The organism is Bacillus sp. LR--39 (genome assembly GCF_053613335.1).
Window position 1 is genome coordinate 1366130 of sequence record NZ_JBSIOT010000001.1, and the last position, 13123, is coordinate 1379252.

Sequence of the window (13123 nt, forward strand, 5' to 3'; positions counted from 1 at the left end):
AACTCAGATTAATAGTTAAATGCCTCCGCCTTGTTCATGGACAGAGCGTTTCTCTTTTCGGATGGCTTTCATCAGACTGGCGGCTCCGCCAGCTGCCAAAAGCACGCTGGCCATCATAAAGATGGAATAGTAATCTCCTTTTAACAGCAGGGAGACAAGCAGATACGAAATCGACAGTGACAAAAACGGCGAAACGACCCATACTTTGAGCATCGTTTTCACGACTTCTTTATGAAAAACGTTCGGCCCGTTTTTGGCCATTCCGATACCGATAATTGATGATGATGTGACTTGCGCCAATGGGACCGGCAGACCGAAGACGGAACTGATAATGACAAGCCCCGCGCCGGTTCCTGAAAGCAGTATGCCTTCTCCGGCTGAAAATCTCGTAATCTTTTTCCCGTTGGTTTCAAGCACTTTACGTCCTAAAAGCAGAGCGCCGAAAGCGACAAAGATGCCTCCGTATAGCGTTCCTTTGGACACGCTGAGCACGCCCGCCGCAACCAGAGGGCCCACCGCATTTGCGACATTGTTCATTCCGGCTGAAAAAGCTTCCCAAAACCCCGCAATCAGCAGCACAATCCCTAAAATCTTCTGTTTCCGATTCGAAATGACTCGAATATTCAGAGAACTGAATACCTTCGAGACGAGAAACGTGAAACAGAACGCGACAAACGGTACGAGCACCCAAAAACTCACGATGACCAAAAGATGCTGTAAAAACAATACTTTGTACGCGACGCCGACACCGACAATCGCCCCGACAGTGACCTCACTCGTCGACAGCGGAATGCCCAGCACATTCGCCGTGAATAACGATAGCGCCGCCGATCCGATAATAATGCAGACAATGGTGAGCGTAATGGTTTGTTCGGGAATGATTCCGCCGCTGATCGTCTTAACGACTTCACCGCCGCCGATAACCGCCCCTGACAGGACTCCGGCCGCGCAGATGATCAGCGCATACGTTTTCTTTTTAACGGCGCCGGACCCGTAAGCGACTCCCATTGAAGCCGCGGCTCCGCTGGCTCCGATATTCATGGCAAAAAACAGGCAGAATAAAATAGCGGCTAATTCCATCGTGCAGCTCCTTTATTCATGCAGTCCGCATTCTGTTTTCGCCATGCCGTTCCATCTGCCGCTCCGCAAATCTTCCGCGGTAAACGCAGGTGAAGTGCACGGTTCACAGCCGATGCTCGGATACCCCTGATCATGGAGGATATTGTAATCCAGCTCATGCTTGGAAGTATATCTCCAGATGTCTTTCCATGTCCAATGGATCAGCGGGCATACTTTAATCGATTGAAACTTGTCGTCTTTATTCAGGAAATTCGTATTCGCCCGGCTCGGCCCTTGATCCCGGCGAAGACCGGACAGCCATGCCGGATGCCCCGCGAGCGCTTCTCTTAACGGCAGAATTTTTCTGATGTAGCAGCACTGGTTCGGTTCTCTTTCCCACAGTTTATCTCCGTGAGCCTCGGCTTGTTCTTCAAGAGTAAGGCTTGGCTTTTTCAGGATAATGTTCAGCCCCGGATAACGTTCTTTCACTTTTTCGATCGTTTCATATGTTTCTTTAAAGTGAAGACCCGTATCGAGAAACACGATTTCCGCGTCTTTCTTTACTTTAGAAATTAAATCGATCAGGACGATGCCTTCAATCCCGAAGCTGCACGCGTAAACAAGCTGGTCTCCGTAGTGGCCGTATGCCCATTTTAAAACGGACAGCGCGCCTTTATAGGAATCGTCTTCCGGAAATGTAATCGCCGGCTCTTCCCATGTGTCATACGTTAGCATTTTTCCTTTCCTCCTCCCGGAGACAATCAAACAGCTGTTGCTTTCTGCCGGTTGTCTTATCCCTCAATCTTTTTTTCATATAAAAAACTTTCAATCCAGCGGAATGAAAGACAGTGACCCGGTATAGCCCTTATCTTCAAAATGCTGTGCATTTTTCTGGATGCGGCACCTTGCATGACACGCAGGTTGCCGGGCGTCATCGGTCCAGTCCCTCAGCCGCTCTTGATAAGCTTTTTAGATTTGTACTAAATTTTAGCACAATTCTAACAGAAGTCAACCCGAGTTTTTTGATAGGAATAATAAAACAGGCCCTGAGGCCTGTTTTTATTGTCATTATTTTTTAAACCAATCTTTTGACTCGGGATTCTGTTTCCATGATTTCAGTTTTTCAATGTCATCTGAATGTATCGTTCCGTTTGCAAGCGCGACTTCAATCAGCGTGTCATAATCCGTTAACGAGTAATAAGGAAGACCCGCTTTTTTAAAGGCTTCTTTTGCTTTCGGCAGTCCGTATGTAAAAATGGAAATGACGCCGAGGACTTCCGCGCCCTCTCTTTGAAGGGCCGCCGCAGCTTCAAGCACGCTGCCCCCGGTAGAAATCAAGTCTTCAATCACGACTGTTTTTTGTCCTTTCTTAATGGCGCCTTCTATTTGATTTCCTTTGCCGTGCGCTTTCGGTTTGCTTCTGACGTAGCACATCGGCGCGCCTGTACGGTCTGCTAGAAGCGCAGCATGCGGAATGCCCGCCGTTGCAGTGCCCGCGATCATCTCCGCCTCGGGGAAATGCTCTTTCAGCAGTTTGCCGAGCCCGTCCGCCACATCATTTCTCACTTTTGGATACGACAATGTCAGACGGTTGTCACAATAGATCGGTGATAAAATGCCGCTCGCCCACGTAAACGGCTCATTCGGGCGTAAAAAGACAGCTTCAATGTGTAATAGATGTTTTGCGATAGCCTGTTTCATCGGCGAACGCCCTCCCATTCCAGTTTAATTGCTTCATATGCTTCAACGGGGTTTTCCGCTTTTGTAATTGAGCGGCCCACGACGATCGCTGACGAACCGTTTTCTTTCGCAAATGACGGAGTCGCCGTCCGGACTTGATCGTCAGCTGCGTCACTGGCCGTGCGGATGCCCGGCGTGACTGTCAGAAATGAAGGCCGGACCGCTTCATAAATGGCTTTTGTTTCATGTACCGAACATACCACTCCGTCCAGCCCGCACTCTTCCGCCATTTTGCCGTAATGCACAACCGTTTCTAACAGCGGCTTATGCAGCAGAAGCTCTTCCTTCGCCACCTGCTCTGAAGTGCTGGTCAGCTGCGTCACCGCGATTAAAGACGGGCGTTTTCTGCCTGCCGGCGTGCCTTCTTCAAGCCCCTCAAGGGCCGCGCGCATCATGCGTGCGCCCCCTGCTGCATGCACATTGACGAGATCAACGCCGAGGCCGGCCAGCCGCTTCATCGCTTTATTGACCGTAGTCGGGATATCATGAAGCTTTAAATCTAAAAATATATCACAGTTCCGTTCTTTTAATTGGTGAATGATGGCGGGGCCTTCCTGATAAAAAAGTTCCATCCCCGTTTTGACAAAAAGCCTTTCCTTTTCAAACAAGTCTAAAAACGTTAAAGTCTCTTCCCCTGATGCAAAATCAAGCGCGATGATGGGCAGGTTGTTTTTCATGTTTCCAGCTCCTTCCGATGCATTCACTTACAGATTGAAAGCCGTGTTGGCGCAGCACACGGGGAAGCTGTTCTATGATTTCCGGGCAGACGAACGGATTGACGAAGTTTGCCGTGCCGACGGCAACCGCACTTGCTCCCGCAAGAAGAAATTCTAATGCATCCTCTGCGGTCTGAACGCCGCCCATCCCGATAATCGGAATTTGAACGGCCTGGCTGACTTCGTATACCATCCGGATGGCGACCGGTTTGATCGCCGGGCCTGACAGTCCGCCCGTTTTATTTGCTAAGATCGGCCGGCCCGTCTTGAGATCGAGCCTCATCCCGATGAGAGTATTAATCATCGTCAGACCGTCAGCACCGGCCGCTTCAATCGCTTTGGCAATTTCGGTTATGTTTGCGACATTAGGCGAAAGCTTCACATACACAGGCACTGCGGAAACTTCTTTCACCGCTTTTGTCAGTTCGGCCGCCATGACGGGATCAGTACCAAAAGCAATCCCCCCCGTTTTGACATTCGGACATGAAATGTTAAGCTCAAGCGCATGCACATTCGGCGCTTGGCTGATGTGCTCGGCCACTTCTTTATAGTCGTCCACCTGAGAACCGGCGACATTTGCGATAATCGGCGTGTCAAATTGTTCGAGCCAAGGTAGCTCATGATTGAGCACATGCTCAAGGCCGGGATTTTGCAGTCCGATGGCATTCAGCATTCCCGCGCTTGTCTCCGCCACTCTCGGCGTCGGATTTCCGAAGCGGGCTTCATTCGTCGTTGCTTTAATCATAATGCCTCCGAGACATGATAAATCGTAAAATCCGGCATATTCTTTCCCGAATCCGAAACATCCGGAAGCGGGGATGATCGGATTTTTCAATTGGAGACCCGGCAGATTCACCTCTAACATTACAGCGCCACCTCCTCAGCTTTAAATACCGGCCCGTCAAGGCAGACCTTTACATAGGATGTATCGCTTTCACCCGTGCGGCACACGCAGGCGAAGCAGGCACCGATGCCGCAGCCCATCCGCTCTTCCATCGAAAGATAAACCTCTTTATGGCCGTACTGCTGCTTCAGAGCTTTCAGCATCGGTGTCGGTCCGCAGCTTAGCAGGACATCGAATTCGAGCTGCTGTTCACGGATGACATCGGTGACAAACCCTTTCTCTCCATATGTTCCGTCAGCCGTCGCCACATAGGTGTCTCCGTACGCACGACATTCCTGTTCGTAAAAAACACCCTTTGCTGATTGAAATCCAAGCACATGAATGACGTTTACGCCTTTTTCCGTCAGGCGCTTTGACAGTTCCTGCAAAGGCGGAACCCCGACTCCGCCTCCGACTAACAGCGCGGTTTTGCCGGGTTCAATCCGCCGGACGGGGAACCCGTTGCCGAGAGGGCCGAGAACGTCTATCCTGCCGCCCTCTTTTTTCTCGGACAAAAGACGCGTTCCCTCACCGTCAGCTCTGTAGATAACGGATACTTCATTCGCAGCGAAATTGACGTCCGCAATGCTGAGCGGTCTTCTTAATAGCGGCGTGACCGCGTCACTCACCTTCAGATGAAGAAATTGACCCGGCTCGGTAAGGTGCCGGACAAGCTCTCCTTTCAGCACCATCTTATAAACCCGGTCGGCAATTTCTAAGTTGGATTGAACAGTCAAATGCGCTTTCTTCATATCGTGACTGCCGCCTTTTGATTGGTTTCGGATGCAGGCATATGATCCGCCCGGAATGTCATGCTTTCCAACACCCGCAAAATGGCTTCGGCCGTATCTAAAGATGTCAGGCAGGCGACTCCGTTTTCAACGGATTCGCGGCGGATTCTGAAGCCGTCTCTGGCCGGCTGTTTGCCCTTTGTCAGCGTATTGATGACAAATTGCGCTTCGCCGTTTCTGATGACATCGAGCAGATTTTTCCCTTCTTCGCCGATTTTTCCGACGACTTGAGCCGGAATCTGAGCGTCTTTCAAATAAGCCGCCGTTCCTTCCGTCGCCAAGATTTTATAGCCGATGGCGTGGAACCGCTTAGCGATCAGCAGTCCTTCTTCTTTATCTTTATCGGCAACGGTCAACAGCACTGAGCCGTAGTTCGGGATTTGAATGCCAGAGGCAATCAGCGCTTTATAGAGCGCTTTTTCCAGGGTTGAATCTTTGCCCATGACCTCTCCCGTCGACTTCATTTCAGGGCCTAACGTGATATCCACTCTTCTCAGCTTCGCGAATGAGAAGACAGGCGCTTTCACGAATACCCCCTGCTGTTCAGGCTGCAGCCCCTCTTGATAGCCGAAATCAGCAAGCTTTTGGCCGAGAATGACCTTTGTCGCCAGGTTCGCCATTGGGATTTTTGTGATTTTGCTTAAGAACGGCACGGTTCTGCTTGACCGCGGATTTACCTCAAGCACATACACCTCACCTTGCGACAGTACGAACTGGATGTTCAGCAACCCGATGATGTTAAGGCCTTTTGCCAAGGCTACAGTGTATTGTTCGATTTTTTTCTTAATGTCTTCGCTTAAAGACTGAGGCGGATAGACGGCGATTGAATCCCCTGAATGGACGCCGGCCCGCTCGATATGCTCCATAATCCCCGGAATAACGACTGTTTCGCCGTCAGATACGGCATCGACTTCGATTTCTTTCCCCGTCAGATAACGGTCGATTAACACCGGATGCTGCGGGTTGATTTTGACCGCGTTTTTCATATAGTGAAGCAGCTCTTCTTCGTGATAGACGATTTCCATCGCCCGGCCGCCGAGCACATACGAAGGGCGGACAAGTACCGGATAGCCGATGGATGCGGCGATTTTGACCGCTTCGTTCACCGACACGGCGGTTTTTCCGAGCGGCTGCGGCACATTCAGCGCCTCAAGCGCCTGCTCGAACTTATCCCGGTCTTCCGCACGGTCTAAATCTTCAAGTGATGTGCCGAGAATTTTGACGCCGCGGGCGCTCAATTCTTCCGCAAGGTTGATCGCCGTCTGGCCGCCGAATTGGACAACAACGCCTTCCGGCTGTTCCAAATCGATGATGTGCATGACATCTTCAACCGTCAGCGGTTCAAAATACAGTTTGTCTGATATGCTGAAATCAGTAGACACCGTCTCAGGATTGTTGTTGATAATAATCGCTTCATAGCCTGCCTGCTTGATTGCCCAGACAGAATGAACGGTCGCATAGTCAAATTCGACGCCCTGTCCGATACGGATCGGGCCGGAACCGAGGACGACGACGCTTTTTCTCGAAGTAACCTCAGACTCGTTCTCTTCCTCATATGTGCTGTAGAAGTACGGGGTTTCTGATTCGAATTCCGCCGCGCATGTATCCACCATTTTATATACAGGCTTGATGTCTGCTTCTTTTCGCATTTGATACAGCTCTTGTTCCGGCATATTCCATTCCCGGCTGATATATTTGTCGGAGAAACCGAGTTCCTTCGCTGTCTGAAGGACGGCGAGGCTGCCTTTTTCCGCTTTCAGCTCTGTTTCAAAAGCGACCAGCTTACAGAGCTTGTGCAAAAAGAATACGTCAATTGCGGAAAACTCATGAAGCTGCTCCACTGTATAGCCTCTTCTGAACGCTTCAGCAAGATAAAACAGGCGTTCATCCCCGGCTTTTCTGATCCGTTTTTCCAAAAGTCCGTCAGAAATCTCTTCCGCATCCTTCAGTTCCAGGTGATAGACATCGGCTTCAAGTGAGCGGACCGCCTTTAACAGCGATTCTTCAAGGGTGCGTCCGATAGCCATGACCTCTCCGGTAGCTTTCATTTGCGTCCCGAGCCTGCGGTTTGCCGACTCAAATTTGTCGAACGGCCAGCGCGGGATTTTAGAAACGACATAGTCAAGCGCGGGCTCAAAAGCCGCATATGTTTTTCCCGTTACGGGATTCATCATTTCATCAAGAGAAAGCCCGACTGCGATTTTCGCCGCAAGCTTTGCGATCGGGTAACCCGTCGCTTTTGAGGCGAGGGCAGATGAGCGGCTCACCCGCGGATTCACTTCGATAATGTAATATTGGAAGCTGTCGGGATCGAGCGCGAGCTGAACATTACAGCCGCCTTCAATGCCGAGCGCGCGGATCAGCTTTAATGAAACATTGCGCAAAAGCTGATATTCCCGGTCGCTCAAAGTCTGGCTCGGGGCAACGACGATGCTGTCGCCCGTATGGATGCCGACCGGATCGATATTTTCCATGTTGCAGACGACGATCGCGTGATCTCTGCTGTCTCTCATGACTTCATATTCGATCTCTTTGTAACCGGCAATGCTTTTTTCCAGAAGGCACTGATGAACGGGGCTGAGCTTTAATCCGTTTTCGACGATCTCTTTCAGTTCCGCTTCATTCGAGCAGATGCCGCCGCCCGTTCCGCCTAATGTGTAAGCAGGGCGCACGATAACCGGAAACCCGATCCGGCCGACAAATTCCTCGGCTTCCTGTAAAGTGCGGATGATCTCACTTTCCGGCACCGGTTCATTCAGCTCATTCATCAGCGTACGGAATAAGTCGCGGTCTTCCGCCTGCTGGATGGCGGACAGCTTTGTGCCGAGCACTTCCACTCCGCATTCCTCAAGAACCCCGAGTTCAGACAGCTCGACGGCAAGATTCAGTCCGGTCTGTCCTCCCAGAGTCGGCAGGATGGCGTCCGGCCGTTCTTTTCTGATAATACGCGTGAGAAACTCCGGCGTCAGCGGTTCTATGTATACCCGATCAGCCATTTCCGTATCCGTCATAATCGTTGCCGGATTCGAGTTGACGAGAATGACTTCATAGCCTTCTTCCTTTAAAGCGAGACACGCCTGTGTGCCCGCATAATCAAATTCCGCCGCCTGTCCGATAATAATCGGGCCTGATCCGATCACTAAAATCTTTTTAATATCTACGCGTTTTGGCATACCGCTTCCCCTTCTTTCTCAGTTGTTTCGATCAAGTCAATGAATCTGTCAAATAAATGATTGGCGTCTTCCGGCCCCGGTGAAGCTTCAGGGTGGTACTGAACCGTAAATGCCGGCAATGTTTTATGCTTGAGTCCTTCGATCGTTTGATCATTGATCGCAATGTGCGTCACTTCAAGCTCTGTATCATCTATTGAAGAAACTGTATATCCGTGGTTTTGGGCGGTTAAAGCGACTTTCCCTGTCGCAAGCTCTTTAACCGGATGATTGGAACCCCTGTGTCCGAATTTCATTTTTTCCGTTTCCGCTCCGGATGCCAGCGCAAATAATTGGTGGCCGAGGCAGATTCCGAATAACGGCACCTTCCCGAGTATGCCTTTTATCATTTCAATGGCTTCCGGCACATCTTTCGGATCTCCGGGTCCGTTAGAAAGCATGATGCCGTCCGGCTTGAGCTGAAGCACTTCTTCCGCCGTTACATTGTACGGCACAACGATGACATCGCATTTTCTTTTGTTTAACTCTCTTAAAATGCCGTGCTTCATACCGAAATCGACGAGTACGATGCGTTTGCCGCGGCCCGGACTCGGATATGCCGTTTTCGCAGATACTTGAGCGACTTGATTTCTCGGCAGTTCCGTTTCTTTCAGCCTTGCAAGAACCTCTCCGACATTCTCCTCACTTGAAGCAAACGTTCCTTTTAATGCGCCGGCTGTGCGGATCATTCTTGTGAGCTTTCTCGTGTCAATCCCTTGTAAGCCGGGGATATTTTTCATTTTCAAATACTCGTCAAGCGTGTAAGCCGAACGCCAGTTGGAAGGCAGCTCGCACAGTTCTTTTACGATCAGCCCTTTTACAAAAGGAGTGATGGATTCAAAGTCATCTCTGTTAATTCCGTAGTTGCCGATCAGAGGATACGTCAGCGTCACGATCTGCCCGCAGTAAGAAGGGTCTGATAAAATTTCCTGATAACCGGTCATTCCCGTGTTGAATACGACTTCACCCGCTGTATGTTCCAGGCTCCCGAATGCTTCACCCTCAAATACCGCTCCATTTTCCAGCACTAGTCTTCTTTTCATTTGACGAGTCTCCCTTCTTCGTATGCAAGCTTACCGGCAGCCATCGTTGCAACAGGCCAGCCGAAGCACTTCATCTTGTTGAATGGCGTATTTTTTCCTTTAGATAAAAATGTATCTTTGTCAATGGCTGCTTCTTTTTCCAGATCAATCAGGGTGATGTCAGCCGGCGCCCCCGGTGCAAGCGTTCCGTACGGAAGATCAAATGCCTCGCAAGGTTTCACCGTCATGAAATCAACCAGCTGCTTCAGCGTCCACGCCCCGTTTTTCACAAAATGTGTGTACAGAAGCGGAAAGGCTGTTTCTAAACCGACGATACCGAAAGGCGCAAGCTTCATGTCCGTGTTTTTCTCTTCTTCTGTATGCGGCGCATGGTCAGTGGCGATGAAATCAATCGTGCCGTCTAAAAGCCCTTCAATCAGCGCCTCTCTGTCCTCTTTGCTGCGAAGGGGCGGATTCATTTTAAAATTGGTATCAAGTCCCGGGATATCGTCGTCACAAAGCAGCAGATGGTGAGGCGATACTTCCGCCGTCACGCGGATTCCCGCTTTTTTTGCGTCTCTTACGGCTCTGACGGATTCTTTCGTGCTGATATGACACACATGGTAATGGCAGCCCGCCGCTTCCGCCAGCAGGACGTCACGGGCGATATGTACCGCTTCACAAATGGAAGGTATGCCGTTCAGGCCGTTCGCTTTTGAAAAAGAACCTTCATGCACGCTTCCTCCGTAAATCAGTGAGTTATCCTCACAATGAGCGACAATCGCTTTATTTATTGAAGCCGCCCGTTTCATGGCTTCATACATCATTCCGGCCGTCTGAACGCCGACGCCGTCATCGGTGAAGGCGAATGCGCCGGCTTCATGAAGCGCCTCAAAATCTGTCATTTCTTCGCCGGTTTGTCTGATCGTAATGGATGCGTAAGGAAGAACCCTGACAGATGAGGTTTCTTTGATCCGGTTTTGCAGCCATTCCATCTGCTCTTTCGTATCCGGCACCGGTCTTGTATTCGGCATGGCTGCGACTGTGGTAAAGCCGCCCCGCGCCGCGGCTTTAGAGCCCGTCTCAATGGTTTCTTTTTTCTCGCCGCCCGGTTCTCTGAAGTGGACATGAAGGTCTACGAGTCCCGGTGAAACGAACAGTCCCCCAGCGTCGATCACCGTTTCTCCGTCTTTCGCTGTCAGAAGCCCGGTTTCCGAAATAAATTCACCCGTTACCCGGATATCTTGTGCCACTTTTTCTCCTTGTTCATTTAACATCCAGCCGTTTTTAATGAGATAAGACATAAGCCGCTTCTCCCCTTTTCACATTGGTTTGCAGTGCTCTTTTTAAGACTGCCATTCTGATATACACACCATTTTCCATTTGTTTAAAGATTCTTGATTTTCCGCATTCAACTAATGTTGTGTCAATTTCGACTCCTCTGTTCACCGGTGCGGGATGCATGATGATGGCATGCCGCTTCATGCTCTCCGCCCGCTTTGCGGTCAGCCCGTATGCTTCCAGGTAGCCTTTTTGGTCGGCTTCTGTCTGATGCCTTTCATTTTGGATGCGGAGCAGCATGACGACATCTGAAGCTTGTATGGCTTCATCCGTCTGAACACAGGTGCCGAAGGCGTTTTTCTCATCCTGCCATTGCGGCGGACCAGAAAACAGTACACGTGCGCCGAGCCTTGTCAGCACTTCGGCATTCGACCTTGCCACCCTGCTGTGTTTGATATCGCCATGAATGGAAACCGTCAGGCCCTGAAAGGTCTCAAATTCCTCTTGAATCGTCATTAAATCAAGCAACGACTGGGTCGGGTGCTGGCCGCAGCCGTCGCCGGCGTTTAAGATCGGAATATTGACTCTGCCGGTCAGATCTTTGTAATATTCATCCGTGCTGTGCCGGATGACGCAGGCGTCCGCTCCGATTGATTCCAGTGTTTTGACCGTGTCGTATAAGGACTCGCCTTTTTGAACGCTTGTGCTCGTGCCGTCTAAGCTGAGCACGTTCATCCCGAGTTTCTTTTCCGCCACTTCAAAGCTGAACCGCGTCCTCGTGCTCGGTTCAAAAAACAGATTCGCAACGAATTTTCCCGCGAGATCGGGACGGACTGTACCCTCTTTTATCGCTTTTGCCTCACGCAGCAGTTCTGTAATTTCAGCAGTGCTCAGTTCAGACATCGCCGTTAAATGATTCATGTTTTTCTCCTCCGTTTCCGCTTGAAGGCCGTAAAAAAACACCCCGGTCTATAGACTCGGGGTGCGGTTAAAGAGAGAAGCAGCGTACAGCTTCTTCCCGTTATAACCCTTCCAAGCCTCTCTGGACTTTCTTTAAAAGGTTTTACATATGATTTTGTTTTTCTGATGCCATCGCGTCTTCTTCATTTGCATGCGGCAGGATAAGGTTCAGGATGACTCCGACAATTGCCGCAAGCGCCATGCCGGATATTTGGAACCCGCCTTTTGATACTTGAATAAAAGCCCCTCCGACGCCGATCACGAGGATGACGGATGTGATAATTAAATTTCTCTTGTTTTCATAATCAATGTTGTTGTCAATCAGCATTCTTAAGCCGCTGGAGGCGATAATTCCGAAGAGCAGGAAGGAAACGCCTCCCATAACTGCGGACGGAACAGAGCTGATCAGCGCTGATACTTTTCCGATAAATCCGAAGCACAGCGCAATCACTCCCGCGCCGCCGATGACAAAGACGCTGAAAACTCTCGTAATTGCCAGTACACCGATGTTTTCGCCGTATGTTGTCGTCGGCGGGCCTCCGATTAACGAAGCGATAATCGTCGCTACGCTGTCCCCCATTATGGAGCGGTGCAGTCCCGGCTTTTTAATGAAATCCTGTCCGACGACTTTACTCAGCACCATTTGGTGGCCGATATGTTCTGACATCGTCACGAAAGCGACCGGCACCATCGCAGCCGCAATGCCCAATGTCACTGACGGCGTATAGTCTTTGAAAGGGATGATAAATTCAGGAACGGCGAACCATTTTGCATCAATGACCGGCTGAAAATTGACGATGCCCTGTGTCAGCGCAAACAGATATCCGCCTATAATGCCGATCAATACCGGAATCAGGCTTAAAAATCCCCGTAAAAAGATGGCGCAGATAATGGTGATGGCCAAAGTGACGCCGGCTACACTGAAATGTTTCAAGCTGTAGACGAGTTCCTTCGCATTCGGATCAGCATACATTGCCATATTGACGGCTGTGCTTGCCAGTCCGAGGCCGATGACGATGATGACCGGCCCGACGACCACCGGGGGCAGCAGCTTCATCAGCCACCCCGTTCCAAGCTGCCTGATGAGAAGTGCGATCAGGCCGTACACAATTCCCGACAGAAAAGCGCCGACCATGGCAGCCCCCGGCCCTCCCGTCGCCTTCACCAAGATAATCGGTGATATAAAGGCGAATGATGAGCCGAGATAAGCGGGAATCTGGCCTTTTGTCACCAAGAGATAGGCGAGTGTCCCGATTCCGCTCGTGACAAGCGCCACTGCCGGGCTCATTCCGACCAGTTTCGGCACGAGTATGGTTGAACCGAACATGGCGAATAAATGCTGCAGGCTGAATGACAGCCAGGACAATGGATTGGGGACGTCCCTGACTCCCAGGTTTACTTTTTTCTTACTCATGGCGTTTTCCTCCCGGTTGACTTTCAAATGGTATAAAAAAACCTCTTT

The 13123-nt window shown here is 50.5% G+C and carries 11 protein-coding genes and 1 riboswitch; all 11 genes read right to left on the bottom strand.

From position 1 onward, the window contains the following. Window positions 1–15: 15 nt before the first annotated feature. A complete protein-coding gene (locus ACWHAR_RS06520) occupies window positions 16–1080 on the bottom strand; it encodes an inorganic phosphate transporter (RefSeq protein WP_032874850.1) in 1065 nt (354 codons plus the stop codon). 12 nt (window positions 1081–1092) lie between these two features. Further along, the gene (locus tag ACWHAR_RS06525) at window positions 1093–1794 is read right to left on the bottom strand and encodes a phosphoadenylyl-sulfate reductase (protein ID WP_003154369.1); all 702 of its coding nucleotides are present in this window, start codon (window positions 1792–1794) and stop codon (window positions 1093–1095) included. A gap of 127 nt (window positions 1795–1921) precedes the next feature. Next, a riboswitch (SAM riboswitch) is annotated at window positions 1922–2026 on the bottom strand. A 101-nt stretch (window positions 2027–2127) separates the two neighbouring features. Then, window positions 2128–2760, bottom strand: coding sequence for an orotate phosphoribosyltransferase (pyrE, locus tag ACWHAR_RS06530; protein WP_032874848.1), 633 nt, complete (start codon window positions 2758–2760; stop codon window positions 2128–2130). Further along, on the bottom strand, window positions 2757–3476 hold the full coding sequence (gene pyrF, locus ACWHAR_RS06535; RefSeq protein ID WP_023356886.1) for an orotidine-5'-phosphate decarboxylase: 720 nt from the start codon (window positions 3474–3476) through the stop codon (window positions 2757–2759). Before pyrF ends, pyrE begins: the two co-directional genes overlap by 4 nt. Then, window positions 3445–4380 carry a dihydroorotate dehydrogenase gene (locus tag ACWHAR_RS06540; RefSeq protein ID WP_003154377.1) on the bottom strand — a complete coding sequence of 312 codons (936 nt, stop codon included), beginning with the start codon at window positions 4378–4380 and terminating at the stop codon, window positions 3445–3447. The genes pyrF and ACWHAR_RS06540 overlap by 32 nt, the downstream gene beginning before the upstream one ends. Then, window positions 4380–5150 (bottom strand): dihydroorotate dehydrogenase electron transfer subunit, encoded by a 771-nt coding sequence (locus ACWHAR_RS06545; RefSeq protein WP_032874846.1) that lies wholly within the window; start codon window positions 5148–5150, stop codon window positions 4380–4382. The genes ACWHAR_RS06540 and ACWHAR_RS06545 overlap by 1 nt, the downstream gene beginning before the upstream one ends. Next, a complete protein-coding gene (gene carB / locus ACWHAR_RS06550; RefSeq protein ID WP_020955795.1) occupies window positions 5147–8362 on the bottom strand; it encodes a carbamoyl-phosphate synthase (glutamine-hydrolyzing) large subunit in 3216 nt (1071 codons plus the stop codon). Before carB ends, ACWHAR_RS06545 begins: the two co-directional genes overlap by 4 nt. Beyond that, window positions 8347–9441 carry a carbamoyl phosphate synthase small subunit gene (locus ACWHAR_RS06555; RefSeq protein ID WP_032874843.1) on the bottom strand — a complete coding sequence of 365 codons (1095 nt, stop codon included), beginning with the start codon at window positions 9439–9441 and terminating at the stop codon, window positions 8347–8349. Before ACWHAR_RS06555 ends, carB begins: the two co-directional genes overlap by 16 nt. Next, on the bottom strand, window positions 9438–10724 hold the full coding sequence (locus ACWHAR_RS06560) for a dihydroorotase (RefSeq protein ID WP_032874841.1): 1287 nt from the start codon (window positions 10722–10724) through the stop codon (window positions 9438–9440). Before ACWHAR_RS06560 ends, ACWHAR_RS06555 begins: the two co-directional genes overlap by 4 nt. Then, on the bottom strand, window positions 10708–11622 hold the full coding sequence (locus ACWHAR_RS06565) for an aspartate carbamoyltransferase catalytic subunit (RefSeq protein WP_029325902.1): 915 nt from the start codon (window positions 11620–11622) through the stop codon (window positions 10708–10710). Before ACWHAR_RS06565 ends, ACWHAR_RS06560 begins: the two co-directional genes overlap by 17 nt. A gap of 142 nt (window positions 11623–11764) precedes the next feature. Continuing rightward, entirely contained in the window at window positions 11765–13075 is a 1311-nt protein-coding gene (gene pyrP / locus ACWHAR_RS06570; protein WP_032875227.1) for a uracil permease PyrP, read from the bottom strand. Window positions 13076–13123 lie beyond the last annotated feature (48 nt).